Genomic DNA, 20877 nt, shown 5'->3' with positions numbered 1-20877 from the left:
GAAATAAGCAAACTATTTTGTTATCTAATAAAAGTAGTTCATAATAGTAACATAGCGAATTATTCGCTAGATAAAGCATTTAGGAGGAATTATTTTATGCATACTTTATGGGTTTTAATCGTTGGTGCTGTTATCGGTGCTATCGCTGGCGCGCTTACAAGCAAAGGTCAATCAATGGGTTGGATTGCGAATATCGTTGCCGGTTTAGTTGGTTCATTTATCGGAGAAAAAATCTTAGGTAGCTGGGGTCCTCACGTAGCAGGTATGGCAATTGTGCCATCAATTATTGGGGCAGTAATTTTAGTTGCTGTGGTTTCATTCTTCTTCGGACGAAAAAATAGCTAATTAAGTAAATAATTGTTTAATTAGTTAAAGGCACCAAGTCTCACGAATTTCGTGAAACTTGGTGCCTTTTTTTATTTTCTCGTTAATTTTACGACAACTTCACAACGAGCGGTTTGTGGAAACATATCAACAGATTGTAAATAGTCTACTTGATATACTTTGGCTAATTGAACTAAATCACGTGCTAACGTGGATACATTACAAGAAATATACACCATTTTCTTAGGTGGTTGTTTCAAAAGGGCCGTTAATAATTTACGATCCAAACCAGTCCGTGGGGGATCAACTACAATGGCATCAGGTTTAAAGCCTTCTTTGAACCATTTAGGTAATAAGTCTTCAGCTGTTCCAACAGCATAATGTGTGTTCGTAACACCAAGTCGTTTTGCATTGAATCTAGCATCGTCAATTGCGGCGGGAATGGTATCCATACCACGAACTTGATGCGCTTGTTTCGCTAAACTTAAGCCAATGGTCCCGACGCCACAATAAGCATCAACAACAGTTTCGTTTGGTTGTAAATCTAAGGCCTTGATTCCTTCATTATATAAAACTTCCGTTTGTTCTGGATTCAATTGGAAAAATGCTCGCGGCGATAAATCAAAGACAACGTCGTTAATGTGTTCTTCAATGCTTTCTTTGCCCCATAAGTGAAGGGTATCATCACCCATTACTAGAGAGGTTTTTTTATTTTGGACATTTTGCATAATAGAAACAACTTCTGGTAATTGTTCATTAATTGCGCGAACCATTTTTTCTTTTTGTGGAAATTTCTTCGATTGTGTAATGAACACTACTTGGACTTCGCCAGTTTGGATGCCCACTCGAACCATTAATGTTCGAAAGATACCACTATTTTTACGTTCATCATAAATTGGTAATTGAAAGTCATTCAATAAATCAACTAATGTATTCATCACCTTGGTTGTCGCAGGCTGTTGGACCAAACAGTTATCAATCGGTACTAATTGATGTGAATCAGCTTGATAGAGACCAGCTTCTACTTGGCCATCGATTTGGCGTAATTGGAATTGGGCTTTATTTCGATAATTCCAAGGATTCTCCATCCCAATTGTTTTTCGTAGTTCATAGTTTTGATAATTGACTGGCTTAAATTTGTTAAGCGCCTGCTTTAATAAATCTTTTTTAAAGTCTAATTGTGCTTTGTAGGCTAAATGTTGTAGTTGGCAGCCGCCACATGTTTCATAGACAGGACAAGGAGGGACCACGCGATCTTTAGCAGCTTTTTTGACAGATTGAAGGGTTCCTTCAGCAAATTTGGGTGTAACATTTGTGATCGTGGCAGTCACTTCTTCTTTGGGTAGCCCCCCAGGAACGAAAACAATTAATTTTTTATAATAGCCGATACCTTCGCCATTAATTCCTAATCGTTTAATTTTTAAAGAAATTTGTTGGCCTTTTTTTACTAGTTGTTGGGTCATATTCTTTCATCCTTTAGTCATCTCACATTTTTCACTTCCTCCCATTTTAGCACATTTTTATTTATTTGGCTTCCAAGGATTCTATGGTATAGTAGAATATATGTTCTGATTTAGAGGGGCAGGAGAATAAGATGACAACAATCACACGAATTAGTAAAGATAAAGGTGAATTTTATCTACTTTGGCTATCTTCAGGCGAAAAACTGCGTGTCTCGGAAGATATTTTAGTACGGCAGCGTCTGCTAAAAGGCCAAGAGTTATCAGATACTTTAATAGAAGAAATAAAAAAAGCCAGTTCTTATGATGTCGGGTTACAAATGGCGATGAATTATTTAAGCTATCAATTACGTTCAAAGAAAGAGATTTTTACTTATTTAAAAGAGAAAGAAATTGTACCTGAAGATCGAGTAAAAATCGTTCAACGTTTAGAAGAGCTGCGGTTGTTGGATGATGCAATTTTTAGTGAAAGTTACGTACGGACAGCTATGCGAACCAGTGATAAAGGACCACGAAATGTGGCACAACAATTAAAGCAAAAAGGCATTAGTGAAGAAGATATTCAGCATGGCTTGACCTTTTATACGTTAGATGAACAGCTTAATGTTGCCACAGCAACTGCAGAAAAAGCCATGAAACGCTATCGAACTAAAAGTTTTAAAGATGCACTTCAGAAAACGCGTCTGCATCTGATGCAAAAGGGCTTTACAAATGAAATCATTGATCTAGCTTTGGAATCTTTAGCTTTTGAAAAGGACGAAGAACAAGAACAACAAGCGTTAGACAAGGAAGGCGAACGTTTATGGCGTGCCAATCAGCGATTTGATTTTTCTAAAAAAGTCCAAAAAGTCAAACAAAGCTTATTTCAAAAAGGGTTTGACTATGATTTGATTCAGCAATTTATTAGCGAAAAGGAAGTAGAACATGACGAATAAAGAGCCTTGGGAGGCGTGGAGTCCCGAAAAAGTTAGTTCATTCCAGGAAGATTTTTTAGCTTGGTATGAACGAGAAAAACGCAATTTACCTTGGCGAGCGAATACAGATGCATATCGTATTTGGATTTCTGAAATTATGCTACAACAAACTCGCGTAGATACAGTCATTGATTATTTTTATCGATTTATGGAATGGTTTCCGACGATTCAAGATTTAGCGGAAGCGCCAGATGATAAGTTGTTGAAAGCTTGGGAAGGGTTAGGCTACTATTCACGAGCGCGTAATTTAAAAGTGGCAGCGCAACAGATTGTTTCAGAATTTGGTGGGAAAATGCCTGACACAATCGAAGATATTCGGAGTTTAAAAGGAATCGGTCCCTATACGGCTGGTGCGATTGGCAGTATTGCCTTTAATCTCCCCGAACCAGCAATTGACGGTAACGTCATGCGGGTAGTGAGCCGTTTATTTGAAATTGATGCAGATATTGCAAAAGCGAGTAGTCGTAAAGTATTTGAAGCGGCGATGCTTAAAATCATCGATCGTGAGCGTCCAGGGGATTTTAATCAAGCCTTAATGGATCTAGGCTCAGCCGTCTGTACCCCAACTTCACCTAAGTGTGAAAGCTGTCCGCTTCAGCAATATTGTGCGGCCTATCAGGCAGATAAAATGACCGCTTATCCAGTCAAATCAAAAAAAGTTAAGCCGAAAGATGTGTATTATGTCGGCACTATTATTGAAAATAACAAGCAAGAATTTTTATTAGAACAACGCCCTGAAACCGGTTTGTTAGCCAATATGTGGCTGTTTCCGATTGAAGAAATTAGCAAAAAACAATTTCAACAATTGCAAAAACTGGCGCAACCAGCAGAAACGGAAAAACAATTAACTTTAGAGTTAGAGCCTGTAACAGAGCCTTTGGTCGCTGAAGAACCTGTCAACTTTTTTACGGACTATGAAACAGTTGTCTGGCAAAAACGTGCCTTAGGCGAAGTCGTTCACATTTTCAGTCATTTAAAATGGCATATCTTAGTCTTTTATGGCCGAAATACAGGCGAATTAGCCACACTAGAGTCGCAGCGATGGGTAGCAGCACAACAATTTTCGGACTATGTTTTTCCAAAACCACAGCAAAAAATGGTGGAATTGTTCAAAAAAGAACACAAAAATAAATAACAAAAAAGAGAGGCTTTTAAACAAACAAGCCCCTTTTTTTTGTTTCCTCTAGGTTATACCCCTATATAAATTCTGCTATGTTTAGTTTTGAAGGGGACTGGTAAGATAGACTTGTCTCTTGTCTGCTTAGAGGAGTAGTAATGATGGTGGAGACTTTTTAAGAGAGAGGAAGTACAGCCAATGAGTAGGAAGCGAAAAATCAGCTTAATTAGTTTAGTCATCATTTTGGTTTTTGTCACAGTCGGCTCAGCATACTTTGCTGTAGCGGGTAGCTATTTAAAGAAAACAATTGATAAAGGCTATGTTCCCATAAAAAATGATTATAATGAAGCGCAAAATAAAGATAGTCAATCGTTTTTGATTATGGGGCTAGACAATACAATTGAACGGAAATTAGGCACAACTAGGACTGATGCTATGATGGTGATTACCGTGAATAACAAGACGAAGAAAATAACCTATTTAAGTTTGCCACGGGATAGTTTTGTGCAAATTGATGCGAAAAATTACCAAGGGATGCAGCGAATTGAAGCCGCCTATACCTACGATGGACCAACAGCTTCTGTTAACACAGTTGAGAAATTATTGAATATTCCAATCAATCATTACGTTGTGTTTAACTTTTTATCTTTTATTAAGTTAATTGATGCAGTTGGCGGCATAGATGTCAATGTCAAGCAGGCGTTTGATGGTGTCACCAAAGACGGGCCAGGATCCATTCATTTTGATGCAGGGAAACAGCATTTAGATGGTACGAAAGCTTTATCTTATGCCCGTGAAAGACATAGCGATAACGATATTATGCGTGGATTCCGACAACAAGAAATTATTCAAGCAGTTGAAGACAAGTTGAAATCTGGTCAATCAATCATGAAAATAATGGACATTATTGATTCGTTAAATGGAAACATTCAAACTGATGTGGATTCCAATGAATTGACTCATTTAGTCAAAGAAGGTTTGACTTGGACCAATTATGATAAACAACAGCTTTCTTTTGACTGGCGCACTTTTAGTAATGAAGGGCGCAGTATGGTTGAACTATATCCAGATAGTATTGAAAATGTCCGTCATCAATTACGTGTGTCTTTAAATTTAGAAAAGCCAGATGAACGAGATCAAGACGGCTATGTCTTCCATACGAACGGTGAATTTTTATATCAAAGTGATTATACCGTTCAAGATGAAGCAGCTGAGGAAAACGAAATGACTTCCATCAACGGCAATACGTATATTGGTGTTCCTGGTAATACACAGACCGGTCCGTTGCCATCAGTTAAAACGGAAAATGGCTTTATAAAATAATTTATTTTCCAAGTGTAGAAAATCCGAACATAACAGATTAAATAATCCGCTTACTTATTATTCTTCTAAGGAAAAAACGAAGGATTTTAGCAAGGAAACAGCGTATCATTTGATATAAACCCAACATTCCCTTTATAATGAAAGTAACAAGCAAATTTTTGTTACTTAGAAGGGGAAGGGAGCAAGGAGTTATGTTTAGTTATACAGATACCATTTTGTCAATTATGCAAAGAATTGAAGTATACAACGAAATTTTCAAAGCCATCTCTAAAGAAGTTCAAGAATACGGTTGTAATCAGGCTGCACATCGGAGAGGCCGTGACACTTATATGTTTTGCCGAAATAATGTGAATCGTTTTTTTACAGAAGAAATGATGTTTCGTAAAAATTTAGAGCCGTATTATGATAAAGAAGCAACGAAAATCTTGCTAGAAGGATTAGATACGTATAAAGAAGGAGTATTTTTCTGGTTAGAGGCATTAAGTGAATCTTGCCAAGTGACAGATGAATTGAAATATCAATTAGGAATCCGCCAAAAAGAATCCTCTTATTTATTAATTAATCAAGCTTGTAAAGAAGCCTGTGAGGGCATTCAAAGCGCTCATAGTGTTCATAAGATGTAAAAAGTTAGGGATAGCTGTCAATCTGGCAGTTATCCCTAACTTTTTTATTTCAATATCATCTGATAAGCATAACGTTCGCCATCGTTAACATCTAAAATCACGTCACCTTGATAAACAAAGCCAGCTTTTTTAATCAGGTGCTGCATGGCGAGATTTTGTGGATGTGTATCGATTCGAATATCAGTAGCACCTTGCAAACGAGCGGCTGTAACCAGTGAGCGCAAAAGCACCAAGGCCAGTCCTTGACCTTGAAAGGAACTTTTTAAAGCAACACGATGAATTGCCGTATACGTAGTTTGAGAATGAGGTTGCCAAGAACCATTAAAAATCGCTTCATAAGCAGGATCAATCTCCGAACATAAAACACCAACGCCTGCCAAGGTATCCTCAACCATTAAAATATAGCAAGTTTGCTGGTCGATATCTTTTGCTAAAATTTCTTGATTCGGGCCATCACCGTTTTGCCATTGGGGAATGCCACTTTTTTGTAAGGTGCGGCGTCCATCTTCAATGATAGCAAGGATGTCAGGCAAATCAGAAGGTTCTGCTTTTCTTAAGTAAACAGTCAAAAAATATTCCCTCCTCTTAGAAACCTGTTGTTGTTTTCAATTGGTAAATTTTTGAAGGGCGGCCAATGCCAACGGGACGTTCACCTAACTCTTCAAAATATTGTGTCATGGCTTTTTTAAAATTTGAATGGTCAATGCTGCGATAATCAACGCCGAGGAACTTCGCAAAAACTTTACGGGCTTCCGTAATGGTGAAATCTTTTCCTAAGACTTGAAGCACTTGCGGTTCATGTTCCATTTTATCAACAACACGATTAAACGCCTTAATTATAATTTCACTATGGTCGAAGGCTAATGTATCTTTACCAAGAGAGGCCGCTGTTTTCAAGTCTAAAGTAATTTCCACATCTTCATGAGATAACGTGATATGTTGACCATGCCGTTCAAGATTGAACCAATGGACTTCTTTGGCATCGTCGCCAGCAATTAAAGGTTCTTCACCAATAAAGGCTAAATAGCTGACTGTCACGACCCAGCCACGAGGATCACGATCTGGGCGACTAAAGCTGTGTAATTGTTCAATATTTTCTTGAGAAATCACCACACCAGTTTCCTCTTTTGTTTCTCTTAAAACACTATCTTCAGTAGATTCGTTGCGATTAACAAAACCGCCAGGAAGCGCCCATGAGTTTCTAAAGGGGTGACCTTTACGTTGAATCAGTAAGACTTTTAATTGATCAGCTTCCTTGTTGTAACAAAGAAGAACCATATCAACGGTTAAAGAGGGTTTTTCATATTCAGGTAATTCTTGTTGATGATACCAAGTTAAAAACTCTGCTAAGCTAGCTTGGCGTTCATAATAATTTTTTTCTTCCGCTTTAGAAGCAAATTGTGGCACAATTGCTCCTCCTTTCAAAAAGAAACATGGTTTTCTTTTATTGTATCATTAAGTGGCTGAAATACAATATTCAAGCGTAAAAAGAAAAGCAAGCCTGGGACAAAAATCACTTTGGATTTTTGTCCCAGGCTTGTACTATAAGAAGTTTGTTCTAGACGTTATTTATTGTGTTAATTCTAATAATTTATTTTTCAAATCTTCTTCCATATGGCCAAGTTCGATTTCGGCAGCTTGGCGTTTTTCTTTTCCTTCTTGTTGAATACGTAATGTTTCTTGGATAGTTTCAATTAAATCATTTTGTGTTTTTTGTAATGTTTCAATATCGACTAGGCCACGTTCGTTTTCTTTTGCTGTTTCAATTGCAGAAATTTTTAGCATTTCTGAATTTTTCTTCAGTAAGTCATTGGTGGTTTCAGAGACTTGACGTTGAGCAGTCACAGCATCTTTTTGACGGAGTAAGGTCAAGGCGATGACTACTTGGTTTTTCCATAACGGAATCGCCGTATTCACCGATGATTGAATTTTCTCAGCCAAAGCTTGGTTAGTATTTTGAATTAAACGAATTTGTGGGGCTTGTTGAATCGTAATTTGACGAGCCAAGCGTAAATCATGGGTTCTTTTTTCTAAACGGTCTAGGAATTGGTTATAATCATTAACAATTTGGACATCCATTTGATCTCCAGATTCTTCCGCTTTTTTCATGGCTTCAGGAATAATTTGCGTCCGTAGTTCTTCTGCTTTTAATTCCCCAGCGGCAATATAGATGTTTAAGGCATCAAAATAATCTTTATTTTTTTGATACAATTGATCTAACATGGCATTATCTTTTAAAAGACCATCTTTTTCATGGGTTAATTTGACAGCAATTTTGTCAATTTGCGCACCAATTTTTTGATATTTGGCGGTAATTTCGTAAACGGATTGTTTGACTTTACCTAACATTTTTTGAATAAAGTTGCCTTCGCCAGCACGTAATTCATTGGGATTGGCTTCATTTAAACGAAACATTAGATCGGTCAGTGAATCACCAACAGGACCAATGTCTTGTGCTTGAACGTGGTTTAACATCGCTTGCGAAAATTCGCCGAGTTTGATTTGGGCATTTGAACCATAGGTAATTACTGCTTGTGGATCTTGGACATCAATTTTTGAAGCTAATTCTTTTGCTTGGGCTTGACGTTCTTGTGGTAATTTATCAATTAAACGAGGAGCTGCTTGCTGTTCTTTTAACTCAGATAGTTCATTTTGTTGCGTTGGTGTTAGTTCATCCATTGATGAAAATGGATTACTTAATAAATCGTCCAATGTATTGGTTACAGATGTTGTTTCTTTGGGTTGTTGCTCAGTCATTTTTTTTCCTCCCTAATGATTATTGCTGGTCTTCGTTTACTTGAGGTGATTCCTCAGTTGCAGCTTTTTGCGACAAGCTGCTTTTAGCGATCGACATTTCGACATCTAAATCGTCTAAGTCATCGGAAACGATTTCCTCATAATCATTTTTAACTAATTTTGACAATTGGTCAATGATTTGTGCGCTTTCTTCTAATTTTTCATACGTTTGTTTGTTTTTTACTTCATGTTGTTCGATTTCTAAATGCTTACTTGTTAAGTCAACGATATTTGGTAAATGTGTATAGAGAAAGTGATTGGCTAAGTGTAACTTTTTAGGTTCTTTCACTAACTCTTTAAACAGAGCTTTAGAAACCTTCGTTGTATCATTACGTAAGTCAATCGCCCGTAATTTAGTTGAACGATTCATGTTTTCTTGTAATTGTATGATTTGTTTTTTGGCTGTGCTCATTGTACTTCTGAAAAAATCAATTTCTTGTGGAGATAACCCCAACTCACGATAATGGGCTTCTTTATCTTTTGTTAAGTAAGGCATTTGATCGCTCTTGTCGGCGGCATTTTTCTTTTTTCGATAGAGAACGAATACTAAAAAGCCTACCAGAATCACAAAAGCGAAGAAGCCATATTCTCTAGCGACAGCAATGATTAAGGCTCCTAAAAGAATATAGCCAATCAGTAATTTTGTATTTAATTTGTTCATTTATATAGTTCCTCCTATCTATCTAATCCTCGAAAGAGTCAGCTCTCGTTACAATAGTTATTTTAGCATACTCTGTGAGAGAAAAGACATACAGCGGAAGATGTATTTTATGATTTAGTGAAATCCTAAGAAAAAAAGTATAAAATGCAAAAAAAGACCCGTCCTAATTGGGGGTAGGACGGGAAAGGAGTTAAAAATGAAAAAGTGTTTTGTTAGGGTTGTTTGTTGGTATGCTTAAATAATACAAGGAAGTTGTGAATTTTTTATGTCTATTTTTTTTCGAAAATGTAATTTTTTTCTAAAGCAATAAATTTTTTTCTTTGAAAAGGGTTTAACTAGAGAAGAAGGGGTGCGATTTTTATCATTTTAGGGTATGATAAACAAGAAAGGTTGGTGAAAGATATGTTAAATTATGAGGACTTCGAAGAAAAAACACTTCAACGTCGAGAAATTTTTAAAGGAAAGATTATTGATGTTTTTTTGGATGACGTGGCTTTACCGACAGGCGGCACTGCTAAACGCGAATTGGTTTTTCATTCAGGCGCAGTAGCTATGATTCCGTTAACCGCAGAAGGAAAAATCGTCTTAGTTAAACAATTTAGAAAACCCTTGGAACAAGTGATTTTAGAAATTCCAGCGGGAAAAATTGATCCTGGAGAAGAAAACCAACTGGAAACGACGGCTATGCGGGAATTGGAAGAAGAAACTGGGTATCGTGCAGGTCAGCTCACCTACATAAATTCAATGTATCTGTCACCAGGATTTGCTAATGAAAAATTGGCTCTCTATTTGGCAACGGATTTGCAGAAAGTCGAAAATCCGCGTCCTCAAGATGAAGATGAAATCTTGGAACTTTACGAGCTAACAATAGCTGAAGCCAAAGCAGAGGTGGCAAAAGGCACGATTTGTGATGCCAAAACACTTTTTGCTATACAATACTGGGAATTGTATTTACTGCAGAGACAGTTTAAGGAGGACACGCAATGAGCAAAGGTCCGTTAGTCACTCGGACAGAGCTTCGCAAACGCAGAGAAGCAGAAGAAAAAGAAGCGGAACGTCGTCAGCAGGAAGAGCAGAAGCTGGCGGAAAAAGCGTATAAGCGAAAAGAAAAAGAAATTTCGACGTTTTATCGTAAAGAAAAGAAAAAACAAAAACCGATCAACAAGTCACGAGTAGGAGAATACTCGAAGCGTCGAGAACGGAGTACTTGGTTAAACAAGGCAATTATTATTGTAGCGATTTTATTAGCCGTTGTGGCGTATATCGTTTTGAATTTATAGAAAAGAGGAATCACTATGAAAATTGGAATTATTGGAGCAATGGATCAAGAGGTCAAAATTCTAAAAGAAAAATTGACAGACACGATGTCATGGGAACGAGCAGGCGCTTTATTTGTTTCTGGTTCGTTAGGAAGACACGAGGTGATTGTGGTTCGTTCAGGAATTGGTAAAGTGGCCTCAGCTGTGACCACGACTTTATTGATTCATCAATATGGCGTAAATATGGTGATTAATACAGGTTCTGCTGGTGGTATCGGTGAAGGACTAAAAGTCGGCGATTTAGTCATTGCAGACAAATTAGCTTACTTTGATGTTGATGTCACTGGTTTTGGTTATGCCTATGGACAATTGCCTGGTGGTGTGCCTTTGTATTTTGAAACAAGTGAATACTTGCGGATGGAAATTGCGAAAGCCGCTGAAAAAACTGGTTTAGCTATTCGTAAAGGATTGATTGTTACTGGAGATACTTTTGTGGATAGCGCTGAGAAAATCGCCAAAATTAAGAAAGAGTTTCCTGAAGCCCTAGCTTGCGAAATGGAAGGCGCAGCAATTGGCCAAGCGGCTTCACAGTTCAATATTCCATTCTTAGTTGTACGGGCAATGAGTGATACAGCAGATGGCGAAGCAACTCAAAGCTTTGACGAATTCATCGATGAAGCTGGGAAAAAATCAGCCGAAATGGTTATTCATTTTGTCGAGAACTTAGTTTAAAAAGAGAAAGAAACAGCCATCATTTCATCAATGAAATGATGGCTGTTTCTTTTTGCTTGTTGTCATTTAATGAAAGGTTTTTAAATACTGCTCTTTTTGTTTGCGCGTTAATTTTTTAAAGGCGGCTTCGGCTTTAGTGGCCGCGCTACGTGTTTCAAATTTCTCTGTATGAATCATTTTGACTGGCCGTCGTTTGGCTAATCGTGTATATTTTGCACCAGTTCCGCTATTATGTTCGGTTAATCGACGTTCTGGCTCAGTTGTATAGCCACCGTAAAAGGAACCATCTTGGCAAAGTAAAACATAAAAATAATGGGATTTCTTATTCTCCATACAGCATAGCCTTCATTTCAGCTTCGTATTCGTTCTTTTCATTGTATGTAAAAAGAGGTGGTAACACACGAAAACCGTCTTTTTTGCCTTGTTTAATGCCTTCAATTAGTAAAACATTGGCTTCTTTGCCTGGCTTCGGATAAACAAACCGAGCTTTTTTCGGCGCAATATTGGCGTTTTCCATGGCATGTAAAATATCAAGGAAACGATCAGGTCGATGAACCATTGCGAGGCGACCATTTGTTTTTAATAAATCCGCTGACACAGTGACCACTTCTTGAAGAGACGTGTGAATTTCATGACGGGCAATCGCTAAATGCGGGTTTGGATTTTTTTGGCTAGTTGGTCGTTCTTTAAAGTATGGGGGATTACATAGTACTAAATCGACAGAATCTTTTTTGATGACCTCTGTCGCTTGTTTTAAATCACGTTCATACATCGTTACTTGTTTTTCCAATTTATTTAATAGAATACTTCGTTGACCCATATCTGCCAAACGAGGTTGTAATTCGATTTGGTCGATCTTTGCAGCTGTTTTCCGACTAACGAAGAGGCCGACCGCGCCATTGCCAGCACACAAATCGACAATCTTGCCTTTTTTTGGTAGTTGCGGAAAATTAGCCAATAAGACTGCATCAATGGAAAAAGAAAAGACTTCTTTGCTTTGAATAATTTGAATATCATCCGCATATAATTGATCAATCCGTTCGCCGGATAATAACATAGATTAAGAACCTCCAACTTTTCATCTGATTGTTCATGTATTATACTACTTTTAAACCCGTATGACAAAATCTGTTCCCTAGATTAGTAGGGACATGTTATTTCTCTAATTGATAGACGTAAAAAAAGCTTGTCAAAAGGTAGAGCTTTCGGCATACTAGAAAGCGGAGAGAAGAAAGGAAGAAAATTATGTTTTTTACATTTATGCGTGGCGTGGTTCGCGTCATTTTATTTGTGATTAATGGAAATGCACATTATGAAAATAAAGAAAAATTACCAAAAGACCAAAACTATGTCTTAGTTGCGCCGCATCGAACATGGTGGGAACCGCTGTATTTAGCTGTTGCTGGCAGTCCTAAGAAGTTTAGTTTTATGGCAAAAAAAGAGTTGTTTAAAAATCCTGTTTTACGTTTCATTTTAAAACATGCGAATGCGTTTCCAGTGGATCGTGAGAAGCCCGGTCCCAGCGCGATTAAAACACCTGTCAAAATTTTAAAAAATTCTGATTTAAGTTTGATTATGTTCCCCAGTGGCACGCGTCATTCCTCAGAATTAAAAGGTGGGGTAGCCTTGATTGCTAAAATGGGGCGAGTACCTATCGTGCCATCTGTTTATCAAGGTCCGTTAACTTTAAAAGAGTTGTTTAAACGTAAAAAAGTAACGGTTCGTTTTGGGGAGCCAATCGATATTAGCGATATTAAAAAAATGGATAAAGACGGTTTAGCTGAAGTGGAACGTCGGATGCAAGAAGCATTTGATCAGTTAGATAAAGAAATTGATCCAACTTTTAAATATGAATCAACAGAAAAAGAATAAAACAAACCGCTACAAAATAGGAATGTTACTGGCAGGTAGTCTCATCAAAAGATGATGCTCCCTGTCTTTTTTCTTGTGTTAAGAAAAAAGTTTGTTAAAAATCTAATTCTTCTGTCCGATTTTCTTAAAAAATACCAGAAATTTGTTATAATAATAAGAAGGACTTTTTTAGGCGGTGAAAAAATGAAATTTTTACATACAGCAGATTGGCATATTGGCAAAAAATTACATGGTTTTGATTTATTGGCAGAACAAAGGGAAGCCTTTAAACAAATCTTAGCAATTGCGAAAGAAGAGCAAGTGGATGCTGTTGTGATCGCTGGAGATTTGTATGATCGCTCTGTTCCAGCGGTTGAAGCAGTCGAGATTTTTAATGAAATGATGATTCAAATGAATCTCAAAGAGCATTTACCCGTGTTAGCTATTTCGGGAAACCATGATAGCAGCACTCGTTTAGAAACAGGAGGCCCTTGGTTTAACCAAACGCAATTTCATTTGAATACGCGTTTAGAACAAGCCTTTCAACCAATTGAAATCGACAATACCCAATTTTATTTGTTGCCTTATTTTGAACCGATTGCGGCTCGCTTATATTTTGAAGATGAAACGATTCGAACGATTCAGGCGGCGATGGAAAAAGTTGTCGCGAAAATGCAGGAATCTTTTCTTCCCAACAAAAAACAGGTGTTAGTTAGTCATTTTTTTGTCGCTGGCAGTGAAAAAACTGATTCTGAAACAAAATTAACAGTGGGTGGTTTGGATGTTGTACCGACGGCTTTGTTAGAGCCTTTTGATTACGTCGCGTTGGGCCACTTACATGGAAAAAATGCGTTGCAGGCACCTAATGCTCGATACAGTGGCTCGCCTGTAAAATTTTCTTTATCAGAAATGACACAAGAAAAGGGTGTTTGGCTTGTTGAAACAGAAGCTGAAGTTCATTTTCAATTCCGTGCTTTGAAACCATTGCGAGACATTCAACAATTGACGGGCTCGTTTCAGCAGTTAACAGATCCCGCTTTTTATCAAGAAGTGAATCGGGAAAATTATTTACATGTCCAATTAACCGACCGAGCGATTATCCCCAACATGATGAATCAATTGCGAAAAATTTACCCCAAAATTATTGGGCTGGAACGTTTGAATGGTCGAGAAACAAGCAACGGAAATCAGAAAAAAGTGGTACAAATAGAACAACGTTCACCAGAAGAACATCTGCATGACTTTTTTAACGATGTGACAGGAGAGTCCTTGACAGAACAACAAGCACAATGGGTCCAAGAAGAACTGAGTACACTTAATCAATTAGAAAGAGGGAAGTAATAGGATGAAACCATTATCTTTAACATTGAAAAACTTCGGACCGTATATTAATGAAACCATTGATTTTACGAAGTTTGAAGATTCTTCACTTTTTCTAATTAGTGGAAAAACAGGGTCTGGGAAAACAACGATTTTTGATGGAATGAGCTATGCTTTGTTTGGTGAAAGTTCTGGGAAATTACGTTTAGGCAAAGAAATGCGTTCCACATTTGCTGACCCCTCAGAAGCCACTGAAGTTACTTTGCTTTTTAAACATAACGAGTTTCTCTATGAACTGAACCGCCTTCCCGAACAAGAACTTTTTAAAAAACGTGGCACAGGAGTCCGTAAACAAAGTGCCAAAATTTCTTTAATTGTCAAAGATGCTCAAGGGAAAGAACTACGAGCCTATTCTAAAAGACGTGAAGTGGACGAACTCATTCAAGAATTATTGCATTTGAATGCCAATCAATTTGCTCAAATTGTATTGTTACCACAAGGAGAGTTTCGGACTTTTTTAATTGCTAAAAGTGATGAAAAAGAAAAGGTTTTGCGTAATTTATTCGGAACAGAATTGTATCAGTTGTTCAGCGAAAATTTAAAAGAACGCTTAAAAATTGCCAATCAAGAGATTCAAGAAACCCAGCAAAAAATTGAACTGAAAACAGAACAGTTGCATTGGTCAGAAGAACCTGAACCGACAATGACACTTTTTGAAAAACTTCAATTATTAGAAAGCCAACAACAAGAGGCTCAGCAACAACTATTAGTTGAAAGAGAACAAATTGCAACCTTAAAACAAGCCAAACAAGCAAAAGAGCAAGTTCGTTATGCCATTGAAGAACGGCAAAACTTGCAACAGCAAAAAGAAGAATTACTGGAAAAGAAAGCAAAACAAGCTGAACAGGAAACCGTCATTGAGCGGTTAAAGGAACAGATTCAGCAATTAAAATGGAGCCAAAAACAGCAATCTTTAGCTGAAAAAGTCTTTGAAAAACGAAGCGAAAAACAACAAAAAGAGCAAGAAACAAAGTCCAAACAACAAGCTCTTATGGAAACGCAACAAGCATTGACAGATTGGCAAGCAATCATGAGTGAGTTGGAAGAACAACAACCATTGATTGCTGAAAAACAAGAACGTCTTCAAACGATTCAACGTCAATTACCACAATACCAAGAATATGAACAGTTAGCCCAACAACAAATAGCAGAACAAGCCAATTATCAAGCCATTCAAAAAGAGTATGAATCTTGCCAACAGGAAAAAATAACATTAGCGGATAAAGTGGCGACAGCCAAACAATTTATTGAACAAGAAGGAACACTTGAAAAAGCAAATTTTGAATGTTCTAGTGTAGCAGATCATTGGCAAAATTTTGTAGAACGTTGGCAAAAAAATCAAAAAGCTTGGCAAAAAATTAGTCAAAACCAAGGGGAATTGCACGAGTTGACACAACGGTTTGCTGTTGAACAGCAACAAAAAAGCGTCGAAGAAGCGAAGTTGCAGACAAAGAAAAGTCAATGGGCCTCTTTACAAATCCAACGATTAAGCTTGTTACTTGAAGAGGGGGAACCTTGCCCAGTTTGTGGCTCTTTAGAACATCCAAAACAACAAACTCATCAAGAAGTTTCCTTAGAAGAGATTGATCAAGCGGAACGGGAATTAACGGAAGTTGAAAAAACGGTTCAACGATTTACTGAAACGCTCTCTGCATTAGGGGCGGAAAAGCAACAGAAAGAAAGCCAATTACAAGAACAGGAAGCTGCGTATACTGAGGAACAAGAACAATTAGCAGCGCAGTTTGCTGACTTGCAGTTGCCGTTAACAGGACTAACTTTTTCACAAGTAACACCTGCAGAAATTGCGGAAGTTGAGTCGCAATTAGCTAAAGAAAAACAACAAATAGCACAAAAACTAACGGAAATTTCAGTCGAAAAGGACCGTCTGGCGGAACTAGAAGAACAAGTAGCTGAAAATTCTCAACGCTTTGAAGTGCTCCGACAACAAGTAGAAACAATGCAACAAAGTCTGGAAAGAATCACTATCCAGCAGCAAATGATTGCTAGCCAATTATTGGATGCAACCGTCACATACGAAGAAATGACTAAACGACAAGCTTTGCTTCAAGAAGAACTCTCTGCATTTGAACGTCAAAAAGAAAACGTGACGACACAAGGAGAAACCTTGAAGAAAGAAGAAATGATCCTTGAAAGTACGTTGACGCATTTGGAGAAAGAACAACAAACACTTCAACAAACAGTCGCACAACTTGAGAGTCAGTTAAAGGCAGTTTTAACGGAACAAGGCGTGACAGAGGACCAATTGACGGAGTGGCTGAAAGAGGTACCGACACTAGAAAGTCAGCAAGAACAAATTTCTTTATTTGAACAAGAGCAAACCCAACTGACTATCCAACTCGCTGAAATTGAGAAAAAATTATCTAGTGATACGTTCCCAGAATTATCTTTAATCACCACAGAAATTGAACAAATAACACAACAAATTGAAGAACAAGAAAAAAAATACTATCAACTGCATGAAAAAATGCTGAACAACCAACAGTTGGTTCAAGAAATTAATGTGCAAAGAACAACAATTGAAGACAAGTTTGAGGAAGTTGCTGCACTACAACAGTTGGCAGATACGGTGAATGGCAATAATCCTAAAAAAATTAGTTTTGAACGGTATATGTTACAAACGTATTTAGAAAGAGTGCTGACAGTCGCTAATCAGCGTTTAGACCGCCTGACCAATAGTCGTTATCAATTTGAATTGAATCACGAAGCAGGTAGTTATCGGAATCAAACGGGGCTAGAAATCAATATTTATGATGACAATTCAGGGACGGTGCGCAGCGCTCACACGTTATCAGGCGGGGAAAGTTTTATAGCAGCGTTAGCTTTGGCACTTTCTTTAGCAGAAGTGATTCAAGAACAAGCAGGCGGAGTCTTAATTGATGCGTTGTTTATTGATGAAGGCTTTGGTTCCTTAGATGAAGAAGCATTGGAAATGGCAATGGAGGCGTTAGAAACGATTGAAAATGAAGGCCGCATGATTGGGATTATTAGTCATATTGGCGAATTAAAAGCACGAATTCCACAACAATTACAAATAAAAAGCAATGGGAATGGTCAAAGTACCGTTCACTATCAGCTAGCTTAGTAGAAGAGGAGGTGAGTCGATGAAATGGAGTATTCCAGAGCGAATCGTTGAACAAGGGCGCGAATATATGCAAGAAGGCCGGGTCTTATCTATCGTTCAAAATCCAGAAAAAAGGATCTGGTTGTCTGAGGTTTTAGGGGAAGAACTTTATCTTGTTGAATTGGATGGTACCGCCAAAGAACAAGATGTTTGTGAATGTCAATATTGGATGGAACATGGCTATTGCAAGCATACAGTGGCAGTTGAACTGGCACTGAAACAACGAGGCGTGTCAAGAATTATTCAAACGAATCAAACAGTCAGTTTTGAGAAAACAAATCGATCAACAGCTGAAATGTTTACCAAAGGCTTTGCCAAATTAAGCAAAGCTTCTGCCGAAGTTCCCTTGCAGCCTTTACGTTTAGAATTTCATTTAGATGTGATTGAAACGAATAATTACTATCCAGAATTATCAACGATTGGTCTTTCTTTAAAAATTGGTTTGGAAGGCACCAAACCTAAAACATATATTGTGAAAAATATTGGTGATTTTTTACAAGCATATGAAAAAGAAATGACCTTTATGGTGAATAAACAACACCAATTTACCTTGCTACATGATTCTTTTTCAATGGAGATTCAAGAAATTTTAACAGAACTTGCGGCAATTTATCATACCAGCCAATTATTAGGTGCAAACGGTATTCAAGTTAAAGGGAAAATCGACAAACGTTATCTATTATTACCAATTGATCGCAGTCAATCGTTAGTTGAAAAAATGAATCGAACGGGTCAGTTTATATTGACCAATCAAACTCATAAGTATCGCTATCTAACGTTCAAAGAAACCAGTTTGCCACTTACGTTTACAGTGCAAAAAACCGAGGAACAAAGCTTCAAATTAACTATTCAAAATCCTATTACAACGTTTCTAGCCCACTATCACTGGGCGATTGCGGATCAAACGGTTTATTTACTAACAGAAGAGCAGGAAGCCATCTACACCACGTTACTTCAATTAATGAAACGCTTGGAAGAGCCGTCAATTATTTATGAAAAAGAAACAGTTTCTGATTTATTTAGTGAAGTGTTACCATTATTGGAAAAAATTGGTCGAGTGTCTGTTGAAGAATCAGTTGAAGAATTAGTCGTCCATCATCCTTTAAAAGCAGTCTTTATTTTTAAGAAAATTAAAGGTCGGATTAATGCTCGAATTGACTATCACTATGGAGAAGTCATTTTCTCGACAAACCCGAAATATGCTCAATTACCTGAAGTCAATCAAGAAATCGTTCGAGATAAAGCAAAAGAAACAGCAATTAAGCAACAATTTCAACAGTTTGCCTATCAGCAAACAACCACAGGCTTTGAAAAAGTCTTACCTGCTGGAGAGTCCTTGTATTATTTCTTTAAAGCCGAAGTTCCAGCTTTCCGTCAATTAGGAGAAGTTCGGATGGGACGGAAATTACGGGAATTGTATTTAGATGCCCAGCATCATCAACCAACGATTGAAGTTGCGGAAGGGGATTCTTGGTTAGATATTCGGTTTGATGTCACTGGCATTGATGAGACCGAAATCGATGCAGTATTGACTAGTCTGCTACGTAATGATGCTTTTTATACGTTAAAAAGTGGTGAAATTCTTGCTTTTGATTCAGAGGAATTTTTCCATACAAGTGCAATTTTAACGAAGCTGCGAAAAAATATGCATCAAGAAGACAATGTTATTCATGTGCCCAAAAACCAAGGCCTCATGATCGAAAGTTTATTAGAAGACAACGAGCGGGCACATTTTTCAGATTCCTTTAAAAAAATGGTCACGGATTTAACGCATCCAGAAAACTTTGAAGCGCAAGTCCCCAAAACCTTACAAGCAACGTTACGCCATTACCAAGAAACAGGTTATAAATGGCTGAAAATGCTTAGCCATTATCAATTTGGCGGTATTTTAGCTGATGAAATGGGTTTAGGGAAGACACTGCAAACCATTACCTATTTACTTTCGGAAAAAGAAGAAGAGCGCTTGAAAGGGACAGCTTTGATTGTCGCACCTGCAAGTTTAACCTATAACTGGTTAGCCGAAGTCAAACGTTTTGCGCCAACCTTAAATGTTCAAGTGGTTTCTGGCAACCGCCAAGAACGAGCAGCGCTTTTACAAAATAGCACCGAAGATATTCTGATTACTTCTTATGCAAGTATGCGACAAGATGTTCAGCTTTATCAGGAAATGCGTGTCGGCTATTTGATTTTAGATGAGGCCCAAATGGTTAAAAATAGTGGAACTAAAACGGCGCAAGCCTTAAAAAGTTTAAAAGTACCGCAACGTTTTGCATTAAGTGGCACACCAATTGAAAATAATTTAGATGAACTGTGGTCAATTTTTCAAATGATCTTACCGGGATTGTTCCCAGGCAAAAAAGCCTTTCGAGAAATTAAGCCGGAAGAAATTGCCAAAATGATTCAACCATTCATTTTACGACGAGACAAGAAAACGGTGCTCGCAGACTTACCAGAAAAAATTGAAAATAATATGTACAGTGTCTTAACAGAAGAACAAAAAACGGTTTATTTGGCCTATCTAAAACAAATGCAAGCAGATGTCAGTCAAATGGATCAGGCGACCTTCAAGAAAAATCGCATGAGTATTTTAGCAGGCTTGACCCGTTTACGACAAATCTGTTGCGATCCACGTTTGTTTATTGAGGATTACACGGGAGGTTCTGGCAAAGTGGAACAAGTCAAAGACTTTTTAGTGGCTGCCAAAGAAAACAATCGTCGTGTCCTATTATTTTCTCAGTTCACAAGTATGCTTTCTATCTTAGAAAAAGAATTGAATGAATTAGGTTTAGAGACGTTCTATTTACGAGGAAGTACGAAGCCTCAAGATCGGTTAACGATGGCGAATGCCTTCAATGAAGGAGAAAAAGATGTCTTCTTAATTTCATTGAAAGCAGGGGGAACTGGACTAAATTTAACTGGTGCAGATACAGTTATTTTATACGATTTATGGTGGAATCCCGCAGTCGAAGAACAAGCGGCTGGTCGGGCACACCGCATGGGACAAAAAAAGGTTGTTGAAGTGTGGCGGATGATTGCAGAAGGAACGGTTGAAGAAAAAATGAATTCCTTACAGCAAGAAAAACGCGAGCTGTTCCAAAAAGTGATTCAAGGAAATGAAGAGCAATTAGCGAAAATGACGGAAGAAGATATTCGCACAATTTTAAGCATTGGAGAATAGCCGTTCAACTTAGTTGCTATCTTATTTAAAGAGAAATGGAGTAATTCGTTTGAAACA

General features: G+C 37.7%; 19 protein-coding genes. 12 read left to right on the top strand and 7 right to left on the bottom strand.

Going from position 1 to position 20877, the window contains the following annotated elements; translation table 11 throughout:
• Positions 1-96 precede the first annotated feature (96 nt).
• Positions 97-345 (top strand): GlsB/YeaQ/YmgE family stress response membrane protein, encoded by a 249-nt coding sequence (locus IGK82_RS10505; RefSeq protein ID WP_002356434.1) that lies wholly within the window; start codon positions 97-99, stop codon positions 343-345.
• A 71-nt stretch (positions 346-416) separates the two neighbouring features.
• On the opposite strand, the gene rlmD is transcribed toward IGK82_RS10505, so the two are convergent.
• Positions 417-1787, bottom strand: a complete 1371-nt coding sequence (gene rlmD, locus IGK82_RS10500) for a 23S rRNA (uracil(1939)-C(5))-methyltransferase RlmD (protein WP_002414068.1) — start codon at positions 1785-1787, stop codon at positions 417-419.
• Between the two features lie 131 nt (positions 1788-1918).
• Between rlmD and recX the strand changes: the two genes are divergently transcribed.
• The 4 genes from recX to IGK82_RS10480 all read left to right on the top strand — a co-directional run bounded on the left by recX (position 1919) and on the right by IGK82_RS10480 (position 5821).
• Entirely contained in the window at positions 1919-2719 is an 801-nt protein-coding gene (recX, locus tag IGK82_RS10495) for a recombination regulator RecX (protein WP_002379756.1), read from the top strand.
• On the top strand, positions 2709-3893 hold the full coding sequence (mutY, locus tag IGK82_RS10490; RefSeq protein ID WP_002359468.1) for an A/G-specific adenine glycosylase: 1185 nt from the start codon (positions 2709-2711) through the stop codon (positions 3891-3893). The genes recX and mutY overlap by 11 nt, the downstream gene beginning before the upstream one ends.
• Before the next feature lie 180 nt (positions 3894-4073).
• Entirely contained in the window at positions 4074-5198 is a 1125-nt protein-coding gene (locus IGK82_RS10485) for an LCP family protein (RefSeq protein WP_002356443.1), read from the top strand.
• A gap of 137 nt (positions 5199-5335) precedes the next feature.
• The gene (locus tag IGK82_RS10480) at positions 5336-5821 is read left to right on the top strand and encodes a hypothetical protein (RefSeq protein ID WP_002356444.1); all 486 of its coding nucleotides are present in this window, start codon (positions 5336-5338) and stop codon (positions 5819-5821) included.
• Between the two features lie 44 nt (positions 5822-5865).
• Here the strand turns inward: IGK82_RS10480 and IGK82_RS10475 are convergent, their stop codons facing one another.
• From IGK82_RS10475 to IGK82_RS10460, 4 genes are all read right to left on the bottom strand, one after another.
• Positions 5866-6390 (bottom strand): GNAT family N-acetyltransferase, encoded by a 525-nt coding sequence (locus IGK82_RS10475; RefSeq protein WP_002356445.1) that lies wholly within the window; start codon positions 6388-6390, stop codon positions 5866-5868.
• Between the two features lie 16 nt (positions 6391-6406).
• A complete protein-coding gene (locus tag IGK82_RS10470; RefSeq protein WP_002384084.1) occupies positions 6407-7246 on the bottom strand; it encodes an NUDIX domain-containing protein in 840 nt (279 codons plus the stop codon).
• A gap of 144 nt (positions 7247-7390) precedes the next feature.
• Positions 7391-8578, bottom strand: a complete 1188-nt coding sequence (locus tag IGK82_RS10465) for a toxic anion resistance protein (protein WP_430605091.1) — start codon at positions 8576-8578, stop codon at positions 7391-7393.
• Positions 8579-8597: 19 nt separating this feature from the next.
• A complete protein-coding gene (locus tag IGK82_RS10460) occupies positions 8598-9278 on the bottom strand; it encodes a 5-bromo-4-chloroindolyl phosphate hydrolysis family protein (RefSeq protein WP_002356448.1) in 681 nt (226 codons plus the stop codon).
• 402 nt (positions 9279-9680) lie between these two features.
• Between IGK82_RS10460 and IGK82_RS10455 the strand changes: the two genes are divergently transcribed.
• Genes IGK82_RS10455 through IGK82_RS10445 form a run of 3 tightly spaced genes read left to right on the top strand, consistent with a single transcriptional unit; the run spans position 9681 to position 11269 of the window.
• Positions 9681-10265 (top strand): NUDIX hydrolase, encoded by a 585-nt coding sequence (locus tag IGK82_RS10455; protein WP_002356449.1) that lies wholly within the window; start codon positions 9681-9683, stop codon positions 10263-10265.
• Positions 10262-10558, top strand: coding sequence for a cell wall synthase accessory phosphoprotein MacP (gene macP / locus IGK82_RS10450; protein WP_002356451.1), 297 nt, complete (start codon positions 10262-10264; stop codon positions 10556-10558). Before IGK82_RS10455 ends, macP begins: the two co-directional genes overlap by 4 nt.
• A gap of 15 nt (positions 10559-10573) precedes the next feature.
• On the top strand, positions 10574-11269 hold the full coding sequence (locus IGK82_RS10445) for a 5'-methylthioadenosine/adenosylhomocysteine nucleosidase (RefSeq protein WP_002356454.1): 696 nt from the start codon (positions 10574-10576) through the stop codon (positions 11267-11269).
• Positions 11270-11335: 66 nt separating this feature from the next.
• On the opposite strand, the gene IGK82_RS10440 is transcribed toward IGK82_RS10445, so the two are convergent.
• A complete protein-coding gene (locus IGK82_RS10440; RefSeq protein WP_002356455.1) occupies positions 11336-11602 on the bottom strand; it encodes a GIY-YIG nuclease family protein in 267 nt (88 codons plus the stop codon).
• Positions 11592-12326, bottom strand: a complete 735-nt coding sequence (locus tag IGK82_RS10435; protein WP_002356457.1) for a tRNA1(Val) (adenine(37)-N6)-methyltransferase — start codon at positions 12324-12326, stop codon at positions 11592-11594. The genes IGK82_RS10440 and IGK82_RS10435 overlap by 11 nt, the downstream gene beginning before the upstream one ends.
• Positions 12327-12514: 188 nt before the next feature.
• Between IGK82_RS10435 and IGK82_RS10430 the strand changes: the two genes are divergently transcribed.
• Genes IGK82_RS10430 through IGK82_RS10415 form a run of 4 tightly spaced genes read left to right on the top strand, consistent with a single transcriptional unit; the run spans position 12515 to position 20820 of the window.
• Complete coding sequence (locus IGK82_RS10430) at positions 12515-13141, top strand: lysophospholipid acyltransferase family protein (protein ID WP_002356461.1); 627 nt, start codon at positions 12515-12517, stop codon at positions 13139-13141.
• Positions 13142-13192: 51 nt separating this feature from the next.
• Positions 13193-14461, top strand: coding sequence for an exonuclease SbcCD subunit D (locus IGK82_RS10425; protein WP_016622214.1), 1269 nt, complete (start codon positions 13193-13195; stop codon positions 14459-14461).
• A 4-nt stretch (positions 14462-14465) separates the two neighbouring features.
• On the top strand, positions 14466-17603 hold the full coding sequence (locus IGK82_RS10420) for an SbcC/MukB-like Walker B domain-containing protein (protein WP_016622213.1): 3138 nt from the start codon (positions 14466-14468) through the stop codon (positions 17601-17603).
• 19 nt (positions 17604-17622) lie between these two features.
• Positions 17623-20820: an SNF2 helicase associated domain-containing protein gene (locus IGK82_RS10415; RefSeq protein WP_430605090.1), complete on the top strand. Its 3198-nt coding sequence runs from the start codon at positions 17623-17625 to the stop codon at positions 20818-20820.
• The last annotated feature ends 57 nt before the right edge of the window (positions 20821-20877 follow it).

Source organism: Enterococcus sp. AZ197 (genome assembly GCF_050556405.1).
In the GTDB taxonomy this organism is placed as follows: Bacteria; Bacillota; Bacilli; order Lactobacillales; family Enterococcaceae; genus Enterococcus; species Enterococcus faecalis.
This window is presented reverse-complemented; position numbering and strand designations above follow the sequence as displayed.

Bases quoted from the DNA above. Each gene is read 5' to 3' on its own strand.
- IGK82_RS10505 (WP_002356434.1), top strand. From the start codon at position 97: ATGCATACTTTATGGGTTTTAATCGTTGGTGCTGTTATCGGTGCTATC.
- IGK82_RS10430 (WP_002356461.1), top strand. From the start codon at position 12,515: ATGTTTTTTACATTTATGCGTGGCGTGGTTCGCGTCATTTTATTTGTG.
- IGK82_RS10445 (WP_002356454.1), top strand. From the start codon at position 10,574: ATGAAAATTGGAATTATTGGAGCAATGGATCAAGAGGTCAAAATTCTA.
- rlmD (WP_002414068.1), bottom strand. From the start codon at position 1,787: ATGACCCAACAACTAGTAAAAAAAGGCCAACAAATTTCTTTAAAAATT.
- IGK82_RS10460 (WP_002356448.1), bottom strand. From the start codon at position 9,278: ATGAACAAATTAAATACAAAATTACTGATTGGCTATATTCTTTTAGGA.
- IGK82_RS10435 (WP_002356457.1), bottom strand. From the start codon at position 12,326: ATGTTATTATCCGGCGAACGGATTGATCAATTATATGCGGATGATATT.
- IGK82_RS10480 (WP_002356444.1), top strand. From the start codon at position 5,336: ATGAAAGTAACAAGCAAATTTTTGTTACTTAGAAGGGGAAGGGAGCAA.
- IGK82_RS10455 (WP_002356449.1), top strand. From the start codon at position 9,681: ATGTTAAATTATGAGGACTTCGAAGAAAAAACACTTCAACGTCGAGAA.
- IGK82_RS10485 (WP_002356443.1), top strand. From the start codon at position 4,074: ATGAGTAGGAAGCGAAAAATCAGCTTAATTAGTTTAGTCATCATTTTG.
- IGK82_RS10420 (WP_016622213.1), top strand. From the start codon at position 14,466: ATGAAACCATTATCTTTAACATTGAAAAACTTCGGACCGTATATTAAT.
- IGK82_RS10415 (WP_430605090.1), top strand. From the start codon at position 17,623: ATGAAATGGAGTATTCCAGAGCGAATCGTTGAACAAGGGCGCGAATAT.
- macP (WP_002356451.1), top strand. From the start codon at position 10,262: ATGAGCAAAGGTCCGTTAGTCACTCGGACAGAGCTTCGCAAACGCAGA.
- IGK82_RS10425 (WP_016622214.1), top strand. From the start codon at position 13,193: ATGATGCTCCCTGTCTTTTTTCTTGTGTTAAGAAAAAAGTTTGTTAAA.
- IGK82_RS10465 (WP_430605091.1), bottom strand. From the start codon at position 8,578: ATGACTGAGCAACAACCCAAAGAAACAACATCTGTAACCAATACATTG.
- mutY (WP_002359468.1), top strand. From the start codon at position 2,709: ATGACGAATAAAGAGCCTTGGGAGGCGTGGAGTCCCGAAAAAGTTAGT.
- recX (WP_002379756.1), top strand. From the start codon at position 1,919: ATGACAACAATCACACGAATTAGTAAAGATAAAGGTGAATTTTATCTA.
- IGK82_RS10440 (WP_002356455.1), bottom strand. From the start codon at position 11,602: ATGGAGAATAAGAAATCCCATTATTTTTATGTTTTACTTTGCCAAGAT.